We start from the raw sequence: 21,813 nt of genomic DNA on the forward strand, positions 1-21,813 counted from the left end.
TGCTTAAAGGGGCAGCGTTATTAGGAAAAATAGAAGTGAAAATAGTTTGTATAAGAAGTATTCTAAAAATTATAATCTGTGAATTGGGAAAATATTGAATGCTCCAGGTCAATATACTTTCTTAATCAAATTCATTTTAGAAAGTGACCTCAATATTTTTAAGTAAATCAACGGGAGAATTGAAAGGCAGGAGAAAGTAACATGTCAGAAAATTATCGTTCTCGAGAGGAACGACGACAAGTTAAAAAGAAAAAACAGCCAGCGTCTAAAACACAAAAACCAAAAGGTAAAACATCATTCTTTCGCAAGTTTTTAATTACTTGTTTATTACTTGGTATTGTAGGTTTAGTGGCGGGGGTTGCTACCTTTTTTGTAATGATTAAGGATGCACCAAAACTTGAGAAAGCAAAACTTGTTAATCCGTTATCCTCAAAAATTTATGATAAAAACGGGGATTTGGTATATGAATATGGAAAAGAAAAAAGGACGAATGTTACGTATGAGCAAATACCTAAATTAGTAGAAAATGCATTTTTAGCGACAGAAGATTCACGTTTTTATGAGCATAGCGGAGTAGATTTTAAAGGTACTGCCCGTGCTGTTCTAGTAAGTCTTAAAGGAGATTATGGTTCTCAAGGTGGAAGTACGATAACACAGCAAGTTATTAAAAACTACTTCTTATCAATGGACAAAACACCAAAGCGTAAGGCACAAGAAATATATTTAGCTTATAAGCTAGAACAACAGTATTCAAAACATGAGATATTAGAGATGTACTTAAATAAAATTAACTTAGGAAACCGTTCATATGGGATCGCAACAGCAGCACAAAACTACTATGGTAAAGAATTGAAGGACTTAACATTACCAGAAGTTGCCATGCTTGCAGGTTTACCGAAAGCACCGAATAACTATGATCCAACGAAAAAAGAAAATGTTCAAAAAGCAACAGAAAGAAGAAATGTTGTTCTAAACTTAATGAATCGACATGGATATATAACAAAACAGGAAATGGAAGAAGCATCAAAAGTTGACGTAGAAAAGGGACTCAAGCCTGCAACTCAACTACAAACAATGCCATATCCTGCATTTATGGATGCAGTTGTGAAAGAAGTAGAAAAAGAATTGCCAGATGCTAATATAGGTTCTGACGGTTTAGAAATTTATACAACGTTAGATCCGAAAGCACAGAAACTTGCTGATAATATTTTAAATAATAATATCATTGATTATCCGAACGATAAATTCCAAGGTGCATTTACATTTATGGATACGAAAACAGGAGAAGTTCGTGCTATAGGTAGTGGCCGTGGAGAAAATAAAGCTGTATTTAAAGGACACAATATGGCAATTGAATTAGATCGTGCAGCTGGTTCAACGATGAAGCCGATTTTCGACTACGCTCCTGCAATTGAATATTTAAAATGGGCTACGTACCATCAAATTGATGACTCTCCATTTAAGTATTCAACGGGACAAGAAGTACGAAATTCAGATAGAAGTCACATGGGTCCAATTACAATGCGTGTAGCATTAGAAAAGTCACGAAATATCCCAGCAATTAAGACTGCGAAAGAAGTCGGAATTAATAAATCAAAAGACTTCTCTGAGAAATTAGGCATTACATTTAATGCAGCACCGACTGAATCAACAGCGATTGGTACAAATGAAGTATCACCAACTGAAATAGCGGGCGCTTATGCGGCATTTGGTAATGATGGTAAATATACGAAACCGCATTTTGTTAAGAAAGTCGTTTATCCAGATGGTAAGTCACAAAGTTTTGGACAAAAACCAAAACAAGTTATGACAGATTCTACAGCATATATGATTACAGATATGCTTCGTTCTGTAGTTAGATCAGGTACTGGTACATCTGCAAATGTAGCATCTTTAGATGTAGCTGGAAAAACGGGTACGACAAACTACTCATCAAAACAATTAGCTCAATATAAAATTCCAGAAAGTGCAACTCGTGATAGTTGGTTTGCTGGATATACACCGCAATATACGATGGCAGTATGGACTGGGTATATGAAAGATGGCAAAGACGAGTATATTAGTAGTAAAAATACGAAAATTGCACAGTTGATCTTTAAAGAAATGATGAGCGAAATGGCTACAGATAAATCACGCTTTAAAATGCCAAGTAGCGTCATTCAAGAAGGTAGTGAGCTACGTATAAAAGGTGAAAAACGTGATTCATCGCCAAATACTAGCGTACCGGATACAACGGAGCAACCAAAACAAGATCAACAGCAAAAAACTGAAGAAGAGAAAAAGCAAGAAGAATTAAAGAAACAAGAAGAACTGAAAAAACAAGAAGAACAAAAGAAACAAGAGGAACTTAAGAAGCAAGAAGAACAAAAGAAACTAGAAGAGCAAAAGAAACAAGAAGAAGAAAAGAAACAAAATGAACAAAATAACGGAGGAGGCCAAGGAACGACACCTCCAGCAAATAACGGAGGAGGCCAAGGAACGACACCTCCAGCGAATAACGGAGGAGGTCAAGGAACGACACCTCCAGCGAATAACGGAGGAAACCAAGGAACGACACCTCCAGCAAATAGCGGAGGAGGTCAAGGAACGACACCTCCAGCGAATAATGATGGAGGTCAAGGAACTCCAACCCCACCTGCAACAGTACAACCAAATAATGGTGGAAATGCAGGAGAGGTTCCTGCCAATAATGGACAATAAGAAAAATTTATAGAAAAGTTTTCAAAAAAGCACTTAAGATTTGTGGGAATTTACAATCTTAAGTGCTTTTTTCATTTTGCTATAGAAAATTTTATGTTAAGGGCCGGATAGAAGAAAAAGAGTGAATGTAGTTTATGTGAAATGTAACGTAAAGAGAGAAATGATTGTATGTATGGGTTATTCCGGAAAGGGACTAACTGTAATGGATTACATAAAGCATTAAATAAGTGGGAATTATATTCAAGTCTTTAATAAATGTCTTTCTTTAACGGTTACTTTCGTTTGGAAAACAATAAAAAAGTCGAATTTCTTATTTAAGAAATTCGACTTTTTATGTTGAAACTGGATTAAAGGTTCGCTTTATTAAGATGTAGGGTAATACAGTGATAGCTATTAAATGTTAAACGTACCATAAAAATTTTGGAAATAAATTGAAGGGAAATGATAAAAGACTTGAGTCGGAGGTAGTGGAGGATAACTATGGCTATAAATGGTAGTACTACTTGGGTGTGCACCATGATGCCAAAATGAGGGGGTAACTTGACCGGGAATTTGATATTGTTGCCAAGTTGCGGGAAGTTCAATTCCTACATCGGAGCTAGCTGTATGAACTGCAGGAACATGTATCCCAGGAGTCGAAGGAACTACGGCAGTTACTCTTAATGATACCCACATAAAATATTCACTCCTAAGTTGTGTTAATAAATTAGTATATTCTTTTCACACGTATAAAGGTACATATATAGGACTTTCGTTTAAAACATGCGTACAAAGTCTTAAGACTAATGTAAGCTGATGGTGGACTATTTAATATGAAAAGATACGTCTATTTGCGGAGGGAAAAGAGATCAATAAAATGTACAATGAGGTTGTTAATCGTAATATTTTACGAGTGTATGGAGGTATTTTTATGGAACGATTATGGACGAAATCATTTATTAAAATGACTTTCGCAATGTTATTTTTATTTACAGGATTTTATTTACTTGTTCCAACGCTACCGCTCTTTATTAAAGAGATAGGTGGCAATGAATCGCAAGTTGGACTCATGATGGGGATGTTTACGATAGCTGCTGTAGTAATACGACCGATTATTGGAGGAATGCTAGATCAATATGGTAGAAGATCCTTTATTATTTTCGGACTTATCTTTTTTGGATTAACGATGTATTCCTATAATATAGCATCGACTATTGTCCTTTTAGCTGTTTTACGTGTTATTCACGGAGTAACATGGGCTGTTTCTACAACAGCTGTTGGAACAGCAATAACTGATATTATTCCAGATTCACGCCGTGGAGAAGGAATGGGCTGGTACGGGATGGCGATGACAATTGCAATGGCCATCGGACCTATGATTGGATTATGGGTTGTGCAAAATTATTCATTTAATGGTCTATTTTTATTAGCGACGTTGTTATCTTTTATGGCAGTCGTATTATCACTAATAACGAAGATGCCATTTACGCTACAAAAAGAAAAAGGAAAAATTCAGCTATTTGAGAAATCCGTATTAACAATCACGATTGTAGTATTCTTTTTATCGTTTGCATATGGAGGAATAACAACCTTTTTACCGTTATTTGCATCATCAATTCATGTAAATCCGGGAACTTTCTTTCTTGTATATGCAATTGCATTAACAATTGTAAGACCAATTTCAGGGAAACTATTAGATAAGTGTGGAGAAGTATTCATCATACTCCCAGCATTATGTATTACTATTTTAGCTATAGTTGTTTTAACTATTTCAAATGGTTTGATAGGTGTAATTATCGCAGCAACATTATACGGTATTGGATTTGGTTCAGCGCAGCCAGCTTTGCAAGCGGCAATGCTTACAATTGTCGATCCGAGTAAAAGAGGAGTTGCAAATGCTTCATTTTTTACAGCGTTTGATTTAGGAATCGGGTTAGGTGCTATTGTACTTGGAGTTGTTTCACAAATGTTTGGTTATCGTATTTTATTTTCAGGGAGTGCAATTTCAGCATTGATAGCCTTAATTATTTTCGTCTTCTTTGTAAAACAACGATTAGGAAAAAAAGAGTTTGTGTAAACTGGAGGAATAAAGCTGGAAATTTCAATTGATCGTAAAGCTCTGCAATGGTTCCAGGAAGAATTACGTATAAAGCACGGTGAATCTGTACGTGTTACTGTAAGGTACGGAGGGGATAGTTCAATTCAGCCCGGATATTCTTTAGGGGTTGTTGCTGAGAAACCAGATGGAGAAATAGTGTCAGTTGAGAAGGAAGGTATTATATTTTTTGTAGATTGTGATGATCTTTGGTATTTTCAAAACTATGATTTATTTGTAAGTTATCATGAGGAAATGGAAGAAATTCAATTTAATTATGTAAAATAATAACTTTATTAAAAATGAATAAGTTTTATATAAAAATTATATTTAAGAGATAGTGAAATAAATATCATATAGTAACGAGCTGTATTTATGTATAGCTCGTTTTTTTTATTTCTCAAATAAAATTAGAATAATTGTATATTTGGCGGTGTTATATGAAAAATCTTTATATCTTGTTTTTTAAAATACGCAAAGAAGTCTATTCTTTCTTTATAAAACATAAGAATTATTTTCAAAAAATTGTATTGTTACAGTAAGAAAAGTGTAGGAAACTTATCATTATAAAATAAATTGAAATCTTCTAAAAACTCTGATACATTGAAGTAGAAATGTAGTTTCACAATATTGTAAAGGCTTACAGTTATGTGCACGAAGATCTATTAGGATTGGAGGAAATAATGATGAAAGCTGAAGAAAAATTTTCCCCGGGATTAGATGGTATAGTGGCAGCGGAGACGAAAATTTCGTTTCTTGACACAGTAAAAGGTGAAATTGTAATTCAAGGGTATGACTTAATCGAACTCTCAAAAACAAAAGAGTATTTAGACATTGTGCACCTTTTATTGGAGGAACACCTACCGAATGAAGATGAAAAAGCAACACTTGAAAAGAAACTAAAAGAAGAATATGCAGTACCAGAAGGTGTATTCAACGTACTAAAGGCATTGCCTAAAGAGACGCATCCCATGGATGGATTACGTACAGGTGTGTCAGCGTTAGCTGGTTACGATAATGATATCGAAAACCGCTCGTTAGAAGTGAATAAAAGCCGAGGGTACAAGCTGTTAAGTAAAGTGCCAAACATTGTAGCGAATAGCTATCATATTTTAAATAATGAGGAGCCAATTGAACCTCTTAAAGAATTATCTTATAGTGCGAATTTCTTCTATATGTTAACTGGTAAAAAACCAACTGAACTTGAGGAAAAGATCTTTGATCGTTCCCTTGTTTTATATAGTGAGCATGAAATGCCAAACTCTACATTTACAGCTCGCGTTATTGCATCAACACAATCAGATTTATACGGTGCTTTAACAGGTGCAGTTGCATCTTTAAAAGGAAGTTTACATGGCGGTGCAAATGAAGCGGTTATGTACATGCTTTTAGAAGCTGGTAATGTTGAGAAATTTGAAGAGTTATTACAGAAGAAACTATATAACAAAGAAAAAATTATGGGCTTTGGACACCGTGTTTATATGAAGAAGATGGATCCAAGAGCACTTATGATGAAGGAAGCTTTAAAACAGTTATGTGATGTAAAAGGTGATTATACACTATATGAAATGTGTGAAGCTGGAGAAAAGATTATGGAAAAAGAAAAAGGAATTTATCCAAATCTTGATTATTATGCAGCTCCAGTATATTGGATGCTAGGTATTCCAATTCAACTTTATACACCAATCTTCTTTAGCTCTAGAACAGTGGGGTTATGTGCGCACGTTATTGAGCAACATGCAAATAATCGTTTGTTCCGTCCACGTGTAAATTATATTGGCGAGCGACATGTACTTAGTAAATAAGAACAACTGGGGAGTTGTTAGCGCCGCCCGCCAGATGGGTGTTTGACCGACACCCATCATTAATAATAACGAATTTTCGACAGAAAGGGAAGGATAGCATGATTAAAACAAATGAAATTAAGCAAAAAGATGCATTATTAGAAGAGATTACCGATTATGTATTAAATAAAGAGGTTACTAGTGCAGAAGCATTCAGTACAGCTCGTTACGTATTACTTGATACACTTGGATGTGGAATTTTAGCACTGCAATATCCAGAATGTACGAAATTACTAGGACCAGTTGTGCCAGGAACAATCGTGCCAAATGGTACACGTGTACCAGGTACGTCTTATGTACTAGATCCAGTAAAAGGTGCATTTAATATCGGATGTATGATCCGTTGGTTAGACTATAACGATACTTGGCTTGCAGCAGAGTGGGGACATCCATCTGATAACCTAGGCGGAATTTTAGCGGTTGCAGATTATATTAGCCGTGTTCGTATTTCAGAAGGAAAAGAAGCTTTAAAAGTACGTGAAGTATTAGAAATGATGATTAAAGCACATGAGATTCAAGGCGTGCTCGCTTTAGAAAACAGCTTAAACAGAGTTGGTCTTGACCATGTATTATATGTAAAAGTAGCAACAACTGCAGTAGTTGCGAAAATGCTTGGCGGAACACGTGAAGAAATCTTTAATGCATTATCACATGCGTGGATTGATAATTCTAGTCTTCGTACATATCGTCATGCTCCAAATACGGGCTCACGTAAATCATGGGCTGCAGGTGACGCAACGAGCCGCGGTGTTCATCTTGCAATGACTGCTCTAAAAGGTGAAATGGGTTATCCAACGGCCCTATCTGCACCAGGATGGGGATTCCAAGATGTATTATTCAATAAACAGGAATTAAAATTAGCAAGACCACTAGAGTCATATGTAATGGAAAATGTATTATTTAAAGTGTCATATCCAGCAGAATTCCATGCACAAACGGCTGCAGAATGTGCAGTGAAGTTGCATCCGGAAATTAAAGAGAGATTAGATGAAATTGACCGTATTACAATTACAACTCATGAATCAGCAATTCGTATTATTGATAAAGAAGGTCCATTAAATAACCCAGCTGATCGTGATCATTGCTTACAATACATTACGGCAATTGGTTTATTAAAAGGAGATATCGTTGCAGACGATTATGAAGATGCAGTAGCAAACGATCCACGTGTAGATGAATTACGTAATAAGATGGTTGTTGTTGAAAACAAACAGTACAGTTTAGATTACCTTGACCCGAACAAGCGCTCAATCGCCAACGCTGTTCAAGTTCACTTTAAAGATGGCACAGTAACAGAAAATGTGGAATGTGAATATCCACTTGGTCACCGTTTCCGTAGAGACGAAGCAATCCCAAAAGTTGTTCAAAAGTTCACTGCAAATATGGCAGGTCATTATTCTAGTAAGCAACAAGAACAAATTCATGAAGTTTGTTTAAATGAAGAAAAACTAGAAAATATGAATGTAAACGAATTTGTAGATCTATTCTTAATTTAATAATAGGGGGAATTTAGAATGGCTTGGGTTGTGAAAAAGCAGTCAACACAAGAGGAGCTTGCGAATCGATTCCGAGCTTTAGTAGAAGCAAATGAAATTTTGCAAATTCCAGGTGCTCATGATGCAATGGCGGCTTTAGTTGCAAAAAATACAGGTTTTTCAGCTCTTTATTTATCCGGAGCTGCTTATACTGCAAGTAAAGGGTTACCAGATTTAGGTATCGTGACGTCTACTGAAGTGGCTGAGAGAGCAAGAGATTTAGCAAGAGCTACAGACTTACCTGTTCTTGTTGACATTGATACAGGATTTGGTGGTGTACTAAATGTAGCGAGAACAGCTGTAGAAATGATGGAAGCGAAAGTAGCAGCTGTCCAAATTGAAGATCAGCAATTACCAAAAAAATGTGGACATTTAAATGGTAAGAAACTTGTTACTACAGAAGAATTGGTTCAAAAAATTAAAGCAATTAAAGAAGTTGCACCGAGCTTATACATTGTAGCACGTACTGATGCTCGCGGCGTTGAAGGATTAGATGAAGCAATTGAAAGAGCAAATGCATATGTAAAAGCCGGTGCAGATGCAATTTTCCCTGAAGCGCTTCAATCAGAGGAAGAATTCCGTCTATTTAATAGTAAGGTAAATGCACCTTTACTTGCGAATATGACTGAATTCGGAAAAACTCCATATTATAGTGCAGAGGAATTTGCGAATATGGGCTTTCAAATGGTTATTTATCCTGTAACTTCACTTCGCGTTGCAGCGAAAGCGTATGAAAATGTGTTTACTTTGATTAAAGAAACAGGTTCTCAAAAAGATGCACTTTCTAATATGCAAACGAGAAGTGAATTATACGAAACAATTTCATATCATGACTTTGAAGAGTTAGATACTGGTATTGCAAAAACAGTATTATCAGAAGATCAATAGATAAAGCAGTGAAGGCGATGAAAATACATCTTTGGCAAAATAAAATGCTTGATGTGAAAAATCATCGCCTTCTATTTTCAAAAAAAGATATTCCACTCATCGTAGACGAGCATAAGCAAAAAGCTATGAAAGCCGAATGATAGGGGGATACATATGGAGAAAACGAAGTTACCATGGGATGAATTTTTTTCACTCAATAAAGATATAAATCATACTTACTTTACACCAGAAGATTTTTCAGGTGATGAAGATTTAATCGCAAAAACGACAGAACAATTCGTTAAACAAGAAATTGTTCCACAAATGGAGAATATTGAACAACATAACTATAAAGTTTCTCGTCAATTATTTGAGAAAGCTGGGGAACTTGGATTATTAGGCATTGAGGTACCAGAAGATTATGGCGGGTTCGAGTTAGGAAAGGCTGTCTCAGGTCTTGTAGCAGAGAAAATGGGTTACGCTGGTGCATTTAGCGTTTCATTTAATATACACGCTGGTGTCGGTACATTGCCTTACATATATTACGGAACGAAAGAACAGAAAGAAAAATATTTACCAAAAATCGCATCGGGAGAATGGATTGGGGCTTATGCTTTAACTGAGCCAAATGCTGGTTCGGATGCATTAAGTGCAAAAACGAGCGCAGTATTGAATGAAGAGGGAACAGCTTGGAAGTTAAATGGTGAGAAGCAATGGATTACAAATGCTCATATGGCAGATGTATACGTTGTTTTTGCAAAGACAAATAAAGGAATGACAGCATTTATTGTCGAAAGAACATGTGAAGGTGTATCCATTGGGTTAGAAGAAAAGAAAATGGGTATTAAAGGTTCTTCAACGGCGACTCTTATTTTAGAAGATGTTGTCATCCCTGTTGAAAATGTTTTAGGGGAAGTTGGGAAAGGGCATCACGTAGCTCTTAATATTCTTAACTTTGCTAGACTTAAACTTGCTTTTGGAAATATTGGAACAGCAAAACAAGCAATTGGTTTGTCGGTTCAATATGGAAAAGAGCGAAAACAGTTCCAAACGGAATTAGTAGACTTTACGATGATTCAAGAGAAAATTGCAAATATGATTATTGCTACATATGGAGCCGAAAGTGCAGCTTACCGTACAGCAGGTGTAATTGATGAAGCAATTCATGAGAGCGATGAAGATCTTATGAAAAAAATGTCTCAATTTGCAATTGAATGTGCACTAAATAAAGTAAATGCTTCTGAAACACTTGCTTATATTGTAGATGAAGCTGTACAAATTCATGGTGGTTACGGTTATATGCAAGAGTACGAGGTAGAACGATTGTATCGTGATGCTAGAATTAGTCGTATTTTTGAAGGAACGAACGAAATTAATAGATTAACAGTTGCCAAAATGTTAATGAAGCAAATCGAACAATTAGAAGATACTGAAGTAGAAAGTGATGTAGCAAATGTCGAAAGAAACCATCGTTACATTTTATTAGCGAAAAAATTGTTGAAACAATCTTTGAAAACGCTCTCTAAAACTCCAAGTCTAAAAATCGACCAAGAACAAGAATATTCACGTGTAATATCAAATATGTTGACGGACGTGTACGTCATGGAATCAGCGTTTTTACGTACGAGAAAAGCAGTAAGTAAAAATGGTGAGGAAAAAGAACGTACGAAGCAACAAATAACGGATGTTATTTGTGAAGAAGGATATCGTAAAGTAGAAGAAGCGGCGATTTCTGTACTTTCAGCGGCTGTCACAGAAGAAAAAGATAGACATGTGATTTTAGCTGAAATCCGTCAATTATTAGTACCTTTATACACGAACGTATTTATGAAGAAGAGAGAAATTGCGAAAGCTATTATAAATCGTGGGAAATATATTGTGTAAATAGGAGGAAAGCGATATGAAAAAGATTGGTTTTATCGGTTTAGGTAACATGGGTCTTCCGATGTCAAAAAATCTAGTTAAATCAGGTTACACAGTATATGGCGTGGACTTAAATAAAGAGGCAGAAGCGTCCTTTGAAAAAGAAGGCGGAATTATCGGTCTATCAATCTTAAAACTAGCAGAAACATGTGATGTAGTTTTTACAAGTTTACCTTCACCTCGTGCTGTTGAAGCGGTATATTTTGGAGCAGAAGGATTATTTGAAAATGGTCACTCGAATGTAGTTTTCATTGATACAAGTACGGTATCGCCGCAGTTAAACAAACAATTAGAGGAAGCTGCAAAGGAAAAGAAAGTAGACTTTTTAGCAGCACCTGTGAGTGGTGGAGTAATCGGAGCCGAAAACCGTACATTAACGTTTATGGTTGGTGGATCAAAAGAGGTATATGAGAAAACGGAATCTATCATGGGCGTACTAGGCGCGAACATTTTCCACGTTAGTGAGCAGATTGATAGTGGTACAACTGTTAAGTTAATTAATAACTTATTAATTGGTTTTTATACAGCTGGAGTGAGTGAAGCTTTAACATTAGCGAAAAAGAACAATATGGATTTAGATAAAATGTTTGATATTTTAAATGTAAGTTACGGTCAAAGTAGAATTTATGAACGTAATTTTAAAAGTTTTATAGCACCTGAAAACTACGAGCCAGGATTTACTGTGAACTTATTGAAGAAAGATTTAGGATTTGCAGTTGACTTGGCTAAGGAAAGCGAACTCCATTTACCGGTAAGCGAAATGTTATTAAACGTATATGACGAAGCTAGTCAAGCTGGATATGGTGAAAACGATATGGCTGCTTTATATAAGAAAGTTAGCGAGCAATTAATTTCTAATCAAAAATAAATTATACAAAGGAGAGAATACAATGATTACAACTGAAATTAAACGAGTAAAAAATCACATTAACGGTGAGTGGGTTGAATCGACAGGTACGGAAGTAGAAGCAGTTCCAAATCCAGCGACTGGAAAAATTATCGCTTACGTTCCACTATCTCCAAAAGAAGATGTTGAAAAAGCTGTTGAAGCGGCAAAAGCAGCATTCGAAACGTGGTCTAAAGTACCAGTTCCGAATCGTTCAAGAAATTTATATAAATATTTACAGCTATTACAAGAAAACAAAGATGAGCTTGCGAAAATCATTACGCTAGAGAATGGTAAGACGCTAACGGATGCAACAGGTGAAGTACAGCGTGGTATTGAAGCAGTGGAACTTGCAACATCGGCACCTAATTTAATGATGGGTCAAGCGCTGCCGAATATTGCTAGTGGAATTGATGGATCAATTTGGCGCTACCCAATCGGAGTTGTTGCTGGTATTACGCCGTTTAACTTCCCAATGATGATTCCGTTATGGATGTTCCCACTTGCAATTGCTTGCGGTAATACATTCGTATTAAAAACATCGGAAAGAACGCCACTTTTAGCGGAGCGACTTGTAGAATTATTCTATGAAGCAGGTTTCCCAAAAGGCGTATTAAATTTAGTACAAGGCGGAAAAGATGTTGTAAATAGCATTTTAGAAAATAAAGATATTCAAGCTGTTTCGTTCGTCGGTTCTGAGCCAGTAGCTCGTTACGTATATGAAACAGGTACGAAACACGGAAAACGTGTACAAGCGTTAGCGGGTGCAAAAAACCATGCGATTGTAATGCCAGATTGCAATCTTGAGAAAACAGTACAAGGTGTAATTGGATCTGCATTTGCAAGTAGTGGAGAGCGCTGCATGGCATGCTCAGTAGTAGCAGTAGTGGATGAAATTGCTGATGAATTCATTGATGTATTAGTAGCAGAAACGAAAAAATTAAAAGTAGGCGATGGCTTTAACGAAGATAACTATGTTGGACCATTAATTCGTGAATCTCATAAAGAGCGTGTTTTAGGCTATATTAATAGTGGTGTAGCAGATGGGGCAACTTTATTAGTAGATGGCCGTAAAATTAATGAAGAAGTTGGAGAAGGTTATTTTGTAGGTGCGACAATCTTTGATGGCGTGAATCAAGAAATGAAAATTTGGCAAGATGAAATTTTTGCTCCAGTATTAAGCATTGTACGTGTTAAAGATTTAGAAGAAGGTATTAAACTAACAAATCAATCTAAATTTGCAAATGGTGCGGTTATTTATACGTCAAATGGTAAACATGCACAAACATTCCGTGATAACATCGATGCTGGTATGATTGGTGTAAATGTAAATGTTCCAGCACCAATGGCATTCTTCGCATTTGCAGGAAATAAAGCTTCATTCTTTGGTGATTTAGGTACAAATGGTACAGATGGCGTTCAATTCTATACACGTAAAAAAGTTGTAACTGAGCGCTGGTTTTAATAAAGAGTAGACTGTCAAATTAGTTGTGAAATGAAAAACACCACTATTAATAGTGGTGTTTTTCGTTTTTATCAATTACTTTTTTCAAAAGCTAGTTTAACACCAAATCCAATTAGGACGATTCCTGTTAGCCCTTGAATATAACGTTGCGTTTTCGGTTTTTTCATAAAAGCACTAATTTTATCAATTAAAAATATATAAAACGCAAACCAAAAGGCGGTTAAAACGAGGTAAGTAAGGCCCATTACAAGAAGTTGAATAAATGTATTATGATTTGGATTTAAAAATTGCGGTAAAAAAGTTAAAAAGAAGACTGCTATCTTAGGATTTAATAAATTCGTTAGAAATCCTTGGCGAAAGCAAGAAGTATGTTTGTTTTCATTATTTAAAGATATATCATTTGTATCTACGCCTTCTTTATTTCTTACTGCTAAAAGGGCTTTAATACCGATATATATTAAATAGAGAGCCCCAACGTACTTGAAAATAGAAAATAAAAGAGCTGACTTTACAATAAGTGCAGAAAGACCAATTACAGCAGCTAAAGTATGAATTAATAGCGCGATACATGTACCGAACACTGTTTTTACTCCACCGACTTTACCGGCAATCAATGTATTTTTCGTAGCCATTGCTGTATCTGGACCAGGTAAAATGATAAGACAAATAGACATAATGATGAAAAGAAGATAATTTTCTATCATAGCCGTCCCTCCTTTTTATTTTTAGAATATTTGATTAAAATTAGTGTAGCACAAAAGTGGATTTAATAAAATTAAATCTTATTAAAAATCATTAAATAAAAAGGCTATATAGTAGCTGTAATTACACTACTATATAGCCTCGATTTTATCCCGCTATTTGCGGGTAGTAAGATTTCCACCGCACAAGATTTAGCTGAAGCAAAGAAGTTAGGTGGGGGATGAACAAAACACCCACGCATTACAGTTTCATTTTATGCATTAAGTAAGTTAAAGAAACGATTCACATCTTCTTCTGAAACGTCACTTAACTGTTTATATTTATAATTCGGATTTTGATCTTTATCAACGACAACGGAGCGTACTCCTTCGAAGAAATCTTCATGTCTCATGAAATTTTTAGCAAGTATAAGGTCCGTAGCGAAGCATTCTTCAACGGATTTATCTTGTCCATCAATAAACTGTTTTAAGGTTACTTTTAGTGAAATAGGGGATTTTGATAACAGTGTTTCTTTTGTTTTTAGAGCAAAGGAACTTTCATCTTTCTCCAATGAATGGATGATTTCTTCAATTGTATCGAAAGCAAAATGTGAATTGATTGCTTCTAATGAAGGAGTCAGCTCGCTTTCTAAGTTTGGAGCAGTTGCAAATGTACGAATAACTTCTTTTAAATTAGTATGTACATCATCTTCTTTATGCCAATTTACACTTTCAAGTTCAGTAAGAAACTCTGGTAATGAATCAGATGTCATAAAGTAATCAGCAGCATTAATAAATAATACGTCAGAAGCTTTTAAAATAGATGCTGTTAAAGCAACGAAGCGTCCTGTATATCCAGGTGCTTTATTTAAGAAATATGCAGCTCCGACGTCTGGGAAGAAGCCGATATTCATCTCTGGCATTGCCCATTTCGTACGCTCAGTTACAATGCGATACTTCGCACCATTTGTAAGACCGACACCACCGCCCATTACAATTCCATCTAAACAAGCAATAATCGGTTTTGTATATTGATAAATATATGTATCAATTTCATACTCTTCTTCAAAAAAACGTTCTGCATGTTGCAATGCCACTTCATTGGAACGCGCTTCATAAAGAGTTTTAATGTCGCCGCCTGCACAAAAACCTTTTGTGCCAGCACCTTTTAACACGATAAGTGCAATACGCTCATCGTGTTCCCACTCTTTAAGTTTTTGTCCGATAGGTTGTAACATGTCATAAGATAAAGAATTAAGTGCTTTTGGACGGTTTAAAGTAATTGTTGCAACGCCGTTTTCACTAATAGAAAATAAAACGTGTTCAGTCATAATGCATCCTCCCTTACATATCTTCTTATTCTTAATTCTTGATATGTACTGAAATGTCCTTTATAAATTTTGTCAAAAGTTGACGGTAAATATTAATTTGTTCACCGCATATTTTGACGAGTTATCTTTGCAGGATTTCAGAGACTAAGGGGGAATATTACAACATTACTGTAAGTGTAATTATTTGAAGTTATAATAATAAAAGCGCTATTATATAGGTGTGAATTGTTCATTATCAATTCTAAAAAGAGTGTTTGAAGAAAAAATGAATCGTACAATTGTAATAAAAAACTTTACACTGAATTAGAAATAGAGAAAGGAGAAATCGGAATGCCAGGACCTTTACTATTGTCGGTTATTATTTTGTCTTTTTTAATGATAGGAATAACGCAGTATTTTCATCATACAGATACGACAGAAGAAGTGAAGGATAAAGTACGTCTCGTATTTCCGATTTTTATAATATCTATTTCATTCTGTATTTTATTAAATAAAGATGGGTACATTGTCGCAGTGTTCTCATTTTTCGTCGCAATCGTTTTAATTACCGTTCTATATTATGTAATGAAAGACTTTATACAAAAATAAAGATGTCACAATAGACATTTTTATTTTGGGGAAAATATAAAATTTCACATACCGTATTTTATATAAAATACATAAAACATATAACAATAGAAAAGTGTGTACTTTGCTGTGTATGTACTTGTCAATCTTGCATAGCCACTATACTATTAAAATGTAGAGATTATAAAAAGGGGTTGTATCTATCATGAAATTTGAGATGCACACAAAAATTATTTCAAATGAAAAAGAAGTAAGATTACATATTGAAGAAAATATATTTCAATTAATATTGGATGGTTATCACTTATTTACAATTCAAGAAATATTGCCTTTATATAAATCAAATGAAGAAAGAATTGGAAGTGCAACGATATTGAAGCTAGAGTGGGAGAACGGAAAAACTACAATAAACTATCAACTCGTTTCACTAAAATCAGTAAATTAAAAGGAGTAGAAAAATATGAAGTTATTTCATACAGCGGATTGGCATTTAGGTAAGCTTGTTCATGGCGTGTATATGACTGAAGACCAAAAGATTGTATTAGATCAGTTTGTACAGGCGGTTGAAGAAGAAAAACCAGATGCCGTAATTATTGCAGGGGATTTATATGACCGAGCAATTCCACCTACAGAAGCAGTAGACTTATTAAATGATGTGCTGCAAAAAATAGTTATTGAATTACAAACACCAGTTATTGCAGTAGCTGGTAATCATGATAGTCCGGATCGTATCCATTTTGGAAGTGGTTTAATGAAAAAACAGGGATTACATATTGTAGGTCAATTTCAATTCCCGTATGAACCTGTCGTACTAAATGATGAATATGGAGAGGTTCACTTCCATCTAATACCGTATGCAGACCCAAGCATAGTTAGACATGTGTTGAAAAATGAAGACGTACGTTCTCATGATGATGCGATGCGCATTTTTATGAATGAGCTCTCTGAAACGATGGATAAAGAAGCTAGACATGTATTTGTTGGACATGCATTTATAACTTCTTCAGGAGAAGCGGAGGAGAATACAAGTGATGCAGAACGACCACTTTCAATTGGTGGTGCTGAATATGTAAATAGTCATTATTTTGATAAGTTTCATTACACAGCGCTTGGACATTTACATCAAGCGCATTTTGTACGTAATGAGACGATTCGATATTCTGGTTCACCACTTGCCTATTCTATTTCTGAAGAGAAACATAAAAAAGGTTATTACATTGTAGAAATGAATGAAACCGGTGAAGTAGCAATTGAAAAAAGGTTACTTTTACCACGTCGTAAAATGCGAACAGTAGAAGCGAAAATAGATGAATTATTACAGCACCCAGTAAGTGAAGATTACGTATTTGTAAAATTATTAGACGAAAATCCTGTCTTACAGCCAATGGAGAAAATACGATCTGTATATCCAAATGCAATGCACGTTGAAAGAGCGATGCAACGGCGAGAACTCACAGATACAAATGAAGTAACTGTTTCAAGACATAAAACGGATGATTTATCTCTTTTAAAGGCTTTCTATAAAGAAATGAAAGGGTTAGATTTATCAGAAGAGAAAGAACGCCTATTTATAGATGTATTACAAACAGTGCAAGAACGGGAAGGTGAACGAGGATGAGACCGATTCAGCTTATTATGACAGCATTCGGGCCATATAAACAGAAAGAAGTAATCGATTTTGAAGATCTTGGAGAACATCGTATTTTCGCTATTTCTGGGAATACGGGAGCTGGAAAAACAACGATTTTTGATGCGATTTGTTATGTATTATATGGTGAGGCTAGCGGAGAAGAACGTAGTGATACGAGCATGCTTCGAAGTCAATTTGCTGATGATAATGTTTATACAAGTGTTGAACTAACCTTTCAGTTAAAAGGGAAACGCTATGAAATAAAACGACAACTTGGACATAAAAAACAAGGGAATAAGACTATTACAGGACATGCAGTAGAATTATATGAAGTTATTGATGGAGAAAACGTTCCAGCCGTCGATCGTTTTCATGTAACAGACGTAAACAAAAAAATGGAAGATTTAATTGGGTTAAGTAAACATCAATTTAGCCAAATTGTTATGTTACCCCAAGGGGAATTCCGAAAACTATTAACATCTGAGACGGAAAACAAAGAAGAGATTTTACGTCGTATTTTTAAAACGGATCGTTATAAATTAATGCGTGAGTTACTTGATCAAAAGAGAAAACAATGGAAAGACGTCTTGCAAGAAAAACAAAAAGAGAGAGAGCTCTATTTCCGTAATGTTTTTAAATTACCAATCCGTGATGGAGCATTATTAGAGACATTAGTGGCACAAGAACATGTAAATACGCATCAAGTAGTAGAAGCGTTAGAACAAGAAACAACCGTGTATAAGGCAGAGGTTGAGCAATTACAAGTAGAACAAGATGTTCAAACGAAGCAATTAAAGGATGCAGAAACACGTTTTCATGCAGCAAAATCTGTAAATGAGAAATTTATAGATTTACAACAAAAGAATGAGAAATATAACACTTTACAAGAGAACCGTGCAGCAATTGAAGAGAAAGAAAAATCCTTTAAACGTGCGGAACAAGCAAAACGCTTATTACCATTTGAACAATGGTATGAAGAAGCGATGCAAAATGAGCAGAAAGCTGAAAGTTTGTTAAAACAGATAATCGTCAAACAAGAACAGATAATGAATAGTTTTGAGCTTGCTCAGGAGAAGTATGAAGTAGTAAAGAATAAAGAACTTGAACGAGAAGAGGCTAAAAAACTTGTTCAAAGATTAGAAGAGTTACAAGCGATCATTGAATCATTAGCTGAGAGAAAGCTGAATTTACAAAATGCCGAAATTCAAATAGGGAAATTAAAAGAAAGTATGCAAAAGTTGGATCAACAACTAGAAGAGCATACAAGTCAAAAACAGGGAATGTCTGATGAATTGCAGCAATTAGAACAAGCACTTGAGCAATATGTAGCTAAAGTAGAAGAACTAACCAATATGCGAGAAGATGCAAAAGTTTTAAAGCAAGCATATGATGTTTGGCAAGAAAAACAAAAATTTGAGCAAGAAAAAGAAGCGGCAAATAATAAAATGCAAGTGGCAGTTCGTGCGTATGAAAACATGGAGCGCCGCTGGTTAAGTGAACAAGCTGGTATACTAGCTCTTCATTTACATGATGGTGAATCTTGTCCGGTATGTGGTAGTACGAATCACCCGCAAAAAGCTACAGAGCAAAGTAATGCGATCGATGAAAAAGAGTTAAACGATTTAAGAGATAAGAAGAACATTGCTGAAAAATTAAATGTGCAAGTAGAGGAGAAATGGAATTTTTATCGACTACAATATGAACAAGTGATAGAAGAAGTTGTGAAGCGCGGCTACAACTCGGAAAAATTAGCTGAAACATATAGTGCACTTGTTCAAAAAGGAAAACAATTAGCAGCAGACGTGAATACGTTAAAAGCAAGTGAAGAAACACGTAAGCAGATTGCTGTGAACATGAAAAGCGTAGAAGAAAAAATAGAAGAACTTCAGAAACAAAAACGGGAAGTAGAAACAATGCAGCACCGTACAGAAATGGAGTGCATGCAACTTCGTACGTCATATGAACATGATAAACGAAATATTCCAGAAAACTTACAAACAGTACAAGCTTGGAAAGCACAGTTGGACCAAGCTATGCAGGAACTTAGGTTAATGGAGGACGAATGGAAGAAAGTGCAGGAAGCGTATCAGCATTGGCAAAATGAAAATATACGTATTCAAGCTGAACAGAAAGGTGCTTCTAATCAATTTGAAAGTGCAAAATTGAAGAAAGAAGAAACTTTCGCACGCTTTATGAAAGAGCTAGAACAAAGCGGGTTTACAGATCAATTCACGTATAAAGAAGCCAAATTAAGCGATGCCCAGATGGAGATGTTACAAAAAGAAATTCAAGGTTATTATTCATCTCTCGAAGTGCTTGCAAAACAAATTGAAGAGTTAAAATCAGAATTAAAAGATAAAGAGTATATGGATATTACATCTTTAGGTGAACACATAAAAGAACTAGAAATTAATCTCGATATAATTAAAGAAAAACGTCAACGTGCGCAAAATGCGGTAACATATATTTCTGATTTACATGAAAACATTAGACGTATTGACGAACAAATTCACGATGAAGAGAAAGCTTTCCAAGAACTTGTTGATCTATATGAAGTAATGAAAGGTGATAACGAAAGTCGTATATCATTTGAACGTTACATCCTAATTGAGTATTTAGAACAAATTGTTCAAATCGCAAACGAACGACTACGTAAATTATCAAATGGACAATTTTATTTAAAACGAAGTGAGCGAGTTGAAAAAAGAAACCGTCAAAGTGGATTAGGATTAGATGTGTACGATGCATACACTGGTCAAACACGTGATGTAAAAACATTATCTGGCGGAGAGAAATTTAACGCATCACTTTGCTTAGCGCTAGGAATGGCAGATGTAATTCAAGCATATGAAGGTGGTATTTCCATCGAAACGATGTTCATCGATGAAGGGTTCGGTTCATTAGATGAAGAATCATTAACGAAAGCAGTAGATGCCTTAATTGACTTACAAAAATCAGGCCGATTTATCGGTGTCATTTCACACGTACAAGAGCTGAAAAACGCAATGCCGGCTGTATTAGAAGTAACGAAGCAGAAGGATGGGTGTAGTCAGACTAGGTTTGTGGTGAAGTAAGCCTAGAAAATGGAGTAGGGAACCTACCGATACTTTTAGTGTCATATGTATGAATAATAAAACGTCGTCTCTTCATTGGAGACGACGTTTTATTTTATAAAATATCTATGAATTATCTGTAGAAGGCGGCGTATTCTCTAAACGATTATAAGTTTTAAAGGCTGAAATTGCCGAGATAACTCCGCCTACTAAAAATAAAGCGGATCCTCCAACTAAGATGATACGACTGACATATGTTTCCCGTGCTTCTTCGACTTCTTCTTGTAACGCTGTAGGCATATGAATTCCCCTTTATAAAAGTTGTTTTATAAATAGTATATACAAACGCCTAAAATGTGTTAAAATAACTGATGATTTTATGCAGTGGGTAATTAGATGAGTAGGATGCGAGTGGCTAAATAAATCTTCATCACAAATTTATGCGAACTTCACATAGAGCACATATTAACATTGTATTATGTATATGTACCAAATAAATAAATAAATAAAGTGAATGTAAGTTCTGTTTTCAAAAATTTAAAATCCTTTTATTTCTATATGAAAGTTTTAATTAAGGGTTTTAAAAAATTTGGAAATAGATCTTATGAATATGGAATTCATATAAAAGGGGAATGTCTTATGACAACATATACGAGTGAAATGAGAAAAACTTTAGTTTCAGAAGAAGATGTAGATATTTTAAAAATTATGGCGCATCCAATCCGCCTGCAAATTGTAAATGAATTAAGTACGAGAAAAACTTGTAATGTAACACAATTAACAGAGTTACTGAATATTCCGCAATCTACTGTTTCACAACATTTATCAAAAATGAAGGGTAAAGTGTTACGAGCAGAGAGAAGAGGTTTAGAAATTTATTATCATATTAACAATTTAAAAGCGAGTAAGATTGTTAATGTTTTAGGGTATATAAACTAGTGAAATATTTTTATATAAAATGGCCCCTGCTGTTGAGCAGGGGCTATTTTGTGTTGTTTTATGTATTTGTATTTAAAACTTTATAGTTTTTATGATTTACAATTGTTCGATCAAATTCAAAAGTACCACCGCTTACATTTGTAATTTCAACTAAGACCGATTCAGTATAAAGTTTTAGTACAGATCCTGTAATCTTTAAATTGTTTCGTTGAAAAAGTATAGTATCCCCTACGTTTGCTTTCATAGTACCTCCTTAAAGACAGAAATATTTTTTATTATATATATTAAACCACGGATAGATATATTAGTGAATATTTAG

20 protein-coding genes are annotated in these 21,813 nt (G+C 35.0%); 15 read left to right on the forward strand and 5 right to left on the reverse strand.

The annotated features are described in order from the left end of the window. The first annotated feature begins 201 nt into the window (after window positions 1–201). Entirely contained in the window at window positions 202–2,700 is a 2,499-nt protein-coding gene (locus DOS87_RS11315) for a transglycosylase domain-containing protein (RefSeq protein ID WP_001293953.1), read from the forward strand. A gap of 393 nt (window positions 2,701–3,093) precedes the next feature. Here the strand turns inward: DOS87_RS11315 and DOS87_RS11320 are convergent, their stop codons facing one another. After that, entirely contained in the window at window positions 3,094–3,375 is a 282-nt protein-coding gene (locus DOS87_RS11320) for a hypothetical protein (protein ID WP_000270162.1), read from the reverse strand. Between the two features lie 235 nt (window positions 3,376–3,610). Here DOS87_RS11320 and DOS87_RS11325 point away from each other — a divergent pair, with 235 nt between their 5' ends. From DOS87_RS11325 to DOS87_RS11360, 9 genes are all read left to right on the forward strand, one after another. Then, window positions 3,611–4,756: an MFS transporter gene (locus tag DOS87_RS11325; protein ID WP_000440639.1), complete on the forward strand. Its 1,146-nt coding sequence runs from the start codon at window positions 3,611–3,613 to the stop codon at window positions 4,754–4,756. 15 nt (window positions 4,757–4,771) lie between these two features. Continuing rightward, the gene (locus DOS87_RS11330) at window positions 4,772–5,062 is read left to right on the forward strand and encodes a HesB/YadR/YfhF family protein (protein WP_025989028.1); all 291 of its coding nucleotides are present in this window, start codon (window positions 4,772–4,774) and stop codon (window positions 5,060–5,062) included. Window positions 5,063–5,457: 395 nt separating this feature from the next. Continuing rightward, the gene (mmgD, locus tag DOS87_RS11335) at window positions 5,458–6,579 is read left to right on the forward strand and encodes a citrate synthase (protein ID WP_001987369.1); all 1,122 of its coding nucleotides are present in this window, start codon (window positions 5,458–5,460) and stop codon (window positions 6,577–6,579) included. Between the two features lie 98 nt (window positions 6,580–6,677). Continuing rightward, a complete protein-coding gene (gene prpD, locus DOS87_RS11340) occupies window positions 6,678–8,114 on the forward strand; it encodes a 2-methylcitrate dehydratase (RefSeq protein WP_000598123.1) in 1,437 nt (478 codons plus the stop codon). A gap of 18 nt (window positions 8,115–8,132) precedes the next feature. Continuing rightward, complete coding sequence (prpB, locus tag DOS87_RS11345; protein ID WP_000312637.1) at window positions 8,133–9,041, forward strand: methylisocitrate lyase; 909 nt, start codon at window positions 8,133–8,135, stop codon at window positions 9,039–9,041. 17 nt (window positions 9,042–9,058) lie between these two features. Continuing rightward, the gene (locus DOS87_RS30095; RefSeq protein WP_000690878.1) at window positions 9,059–9,181 is read left to right on the forward strand and encodes a hypothetical protein; all 123 of its coding nucleotides are present in this window, start codon (window positions 9,059–9,061) and stop codon (window positions 9,179–9,181) included. A gap of 13 nt (window positions 9,182–9,194) precedes the next feature. After that, a complete protein-coding gene (locus tag DOS87_RS11350; RefSeq protein WP_000416004.1) occupies window positions 9,195–10,904 on the forward strand; it encodes an acyl-CoA dehydrogenase family protein in 1,710 nt (569 codons plus the stop codon). Between the two features lie 16 nt (window positions 10,905–10,920). Continuing rightward, window positions 10,921–11,811, forward strand: a complete 891-nt coding sequence (locus DOS87_RS11355) for an NAD(P)-dependent oxidoreductase (protein WP_000719402.1) — start codon at window positions 10,921–10,923, stop codon at window positions 11,809–11,811. 22 nt (window positions 11,812–11,833) lie between these two features. Further along, window positions 11,834–13,294, forward strand: coding sequence for a CoA-acylating methylmalonate-semialdehyde dehydrogenase (locus DOS87_RS11360; RefSeq protein WP_000633339.1), 1,461 nt, complete (start codon window positions 11,834–11,836; stop codon window positions 13,292–13,294). 71 nt (window positions 13,295–13,365) lie between these two features. Here DOS87_RS11360 and DOS87_RS11365 read toward each other — a convergent pair whose 3' ends face one another. Together DOS87_RS11365 and DOS87_RS11370 are read right to left on the reverse strand one after the other, a co-directional pair. Further along, a complete protein-coding gene (locus DOS87_RS11365) occupies window positions 13,366–13,998 on the reverse strand; it encodes a LysE family translocator (RefSeq protein WP_000572346.1) in 633 nt (210 codons plus the stop codon). Window positions 13,999–14,249: 251 nt separating this feature from the next. After that, window positions 14,250–15,305 carry an enoyl-CoA hydratase/isomerase family protein gene (locus tag DOS87_RS11370; protein WP_000134894.1) on the reverse strand — a complete coding sequence of 352 codons (1,056 nt, stop codon included), beginning with the start codon at window positions 15,303–15,305 and terminating at the stop codon, window positions 14,250–14,252. Between the two features lie 330 nt (window positions 15,306–15,635). Here DOS87_RS11370 and DOS87_RS11375 point away from each other — a divergent pair, with 330 nt between their 5' ends. The 4 genes from DOS87_RS11375 to DOS87_RS11390 all read left to right on the forward strand — a co-directional run bounded on the left by DOS87_RS11375 (window position 15,636) and on the right by DOS87_RS11390 (window position 20,576). Then, window positions 15,636–15,893 (forward strand): hypothetical protein, encoded by a 258-nt coding sequence (locus DOS87_RS11375; RefSeq protein ID WP_001119404.1) that lies wholly within the window; start codon window positions 15,636–15,638, stop codon window positions 15,891–15,893. Window positions 15,894–16,077: 184 nt separating this feature from the next. After that, on the forward strand, window positions 16,078–16,317 hold the full coding sequence (locus tag DOS87_RS11380) for a DUF2584 family protein (protein WP_000667344.1): 240 nt from the start codon (window positions 16,078–16,080) through the stop codon (window positions 16,315–16,317). Window positions 16,318–16,332: 15 nt separating this feature from the next. Continuing rightward, the gene (locus DOS87_RS11385) at window positions 16,333–17,490 is read left to right on the forward strand and encodes an exonuclease SbcCD subunit D (protein WP_017763122.1); all 1,158 of its coding nucleotides are present in this window, start codon (window positions 16,333–16,335) and stop codon (window positions 17,488–17,490) included. Next, a complete protein-coding gene (locus DOS87_RS11390) occupies window positions 17,487–20,576 on the forward strand; it encodes an AAA family ATPase (RefSeq protein WP_208730261.1) in 3,090 nt (1,029 codons plus the stop codon). Before DOS87_RS11385 ends, DOS87_RS11390 begins: the two co-directional genes overlap by 4 nt. A 105-nt stretch (window positions 20,577–20,681) precedes the next feature. Here DOS87_RS11390 and DOS87_RS11395 read toward each other — a convergent pair whose 3' ends face one another. Beyond that, a complete protein-coding gene (locus tag DOS87_RS11395; protein ID WP_001141667.1) occupies window positions 20,682–20,855 on the reverse strand; it encodes a hypothetical protein in 174 nt (57 codons plus the stop codon). Between the two features lie 339 nt (window positions 20,856–21,194). Between DOS87_RS11395 and DOS87_RS11400 the strand changes: the two genes are divergently transcribed. Next, window positions 21,195–21,494, forward strand: coding sequence for an ArsR/SmtB family transcription factor (locus tag DOS87_RS11400; RefSeq protein ID WP_000214801.1), 300 nt, complete (start codon window positions 21,195–21,197; stop codon window positions 21,492–21,494). Between the two features lie 58 nt (window positions 21,495–21,552). Here DOS87_RS11400 and DOS87_RS11405 read toward each other — a convergent pair whose 3' ends face one another. Beyond that, complete coding sequence (locus DOS87_RS11405; protein ID WP_000646793.1) at window positions 21,553–21,738, reverse strand: YkvS family protein; 186 nt, start codon at window positions 21,736–21,738, stop codon at window positions 21,553–21,555. Window positions 21,739–21,813 lie beyond the last annotated feature (75 nt).

Source organism: Bacillus sp. CR71 (assembly GCF_003429245.1).
GTDB lineage: Bacteria > Bacillota > Bacilli > Bacillales > Bacillaceae_G > Bacillus_A > Bacillus_A thuringiensis_S.

What these genes read in the sequence shown, in the direction of transcription:
- prpB (WP_000312637.1), top strand. Translation starts at nt 8,133, where the DNA reads ATGGCTTGGGTTGTGAAAAAGCAGTCAACACAAGAGGAGCTTGCGAAT.
- DOS87_RS11400 (WP_000214801.1), top strand. Translation starts at nt 21,195, where the DNA reads ATGACAACATATACGAGTGAAATGAGAAAAACTTTAGTTTCAGAAGAA.
- DOS87_RS11325 (WP_000440639.1), top strand. Translation starts at nt 3,611, where the DNA reads ATGGAACGATTATGGACGAAATCATTTATTAAAATGACTTTCGCAATG.
- DOS87_RS11370 (WP_000134894.1), bottom strand. Translation starts at nt 15,305, where the DNA reads ATGACTGAACACGTTTTATTTTCTATTAGTGAAAACGGCGTTGCAACA.
- DOS87_RS11385 (WP_017763122.1), top strand. Translation starts at nt 16,333, where the DNA reads ATGAAGTTATTTCATACAGCGGATTGGCATTTAGGTAAGCTTGTTCAT.
- DOS87_RS11395 (WP_001141667.1), bottom strand. Translation starts at nt 20,855, where the DNA reads ATGCCTACAGCGTTACAAGAAGAAGTCGAAGAAGCACGGGAAACATAT.
- DOS87_RS11315 (WP_001293953.1), top strand. Translation starts at nt 202, where the DNA reads ATGTCAGAAAATTATCGTTCTCGAGAGGAACGACGACAAGTTAAAAAG.
- DOS87_RS11320 (WP_000270162.1), bottom strand. Translation starts at nt 3,375, where the DNA reads ATGTGGGTATCATTAAGAGTAACTGCCGTAGTTCCTTCGACTCCTGGG.
- DOS87_RS11405 (WP_000646793.1), bottom strand. Translation starts at nt 21,738, where the DNA reads ATGAAAGCAAACGTAGGGGATACTATACTTTTTCAACGAAACAATTTA.
- DOS87_RS11380 (WP_000667344.1), top strand. Translation starts at nt 16,078, where the DNA reads ATGAAATTTGAGATGCACACAAAAATTATTTCAAATGAAAAAGAAGTA.
- prpD (WP_000598123.1), top strand. Translation starts at nt 6,678, where the DNA reads ATGATTAAAACAAATGAAATTAAGCAAAAAGATGCATTATTAGAAGAG.
- DOS87_RS11350 (WP_000416004.1), top strand. Translation starts at nt 9,195, where the DNA reads ATGGAGAAAACGAAGTTACCATGGGATGAATTTTTTTCACTCAATAAA.
- DOS87_RS11365 (WP_000572346.1), bottom strand. Translation starts at nt 13,998, where the DNA reads ATGATAGAAAATTATCTTCTTTTCATCATTATGTCTATTTGTCTTATC.
- DOS87_RS30095 (WP_000690878.1), top strand. Translation starts at nt 9,059, where the DNA reads ATGAAAATACATCTTTGGCAAAATAAAATGCTTGATGTGAAAAATCAT.
- DOS87_RS11355 (WP_000719402.1), top strand. Translation starts at nt 10,921, where the DNA reads ATGAAAAAGATTGGTTTTATCGGTTTAGGTAACATGGGTCTTCCGATG.
- DOS87_RS11375 (WP_001119404.1), top strand. Translation starts at nt 15,636, where the DNA reads ATGCCAGGACCTTTACTATTGTCGGTTATTATTTTGTCTTTTTTAATG.
- DOS87_RS11360 (WP_000633339.1), top strand. Translation starts at nt 11,834, where the DNA reads ATGATTACAACTGAAATTAAACGAGTAAAAAATCACATTAACGGTGAG.
- DOS87_RS11390 (WP_208730261.1), top strand. Translation starts at nt 17,487, where the DNA reads ATGAGACCGATTCAGCTTATTATGACAGCATTCGGGCCATATAAACAG.
- mmgD (WP_001987369.1), top strand. Translation starts at nt 5,458, where the DNA reads ATGATGAAAGCTGAAGAAAAATTTTCCCCGGGATTAGATGGTATAGTG.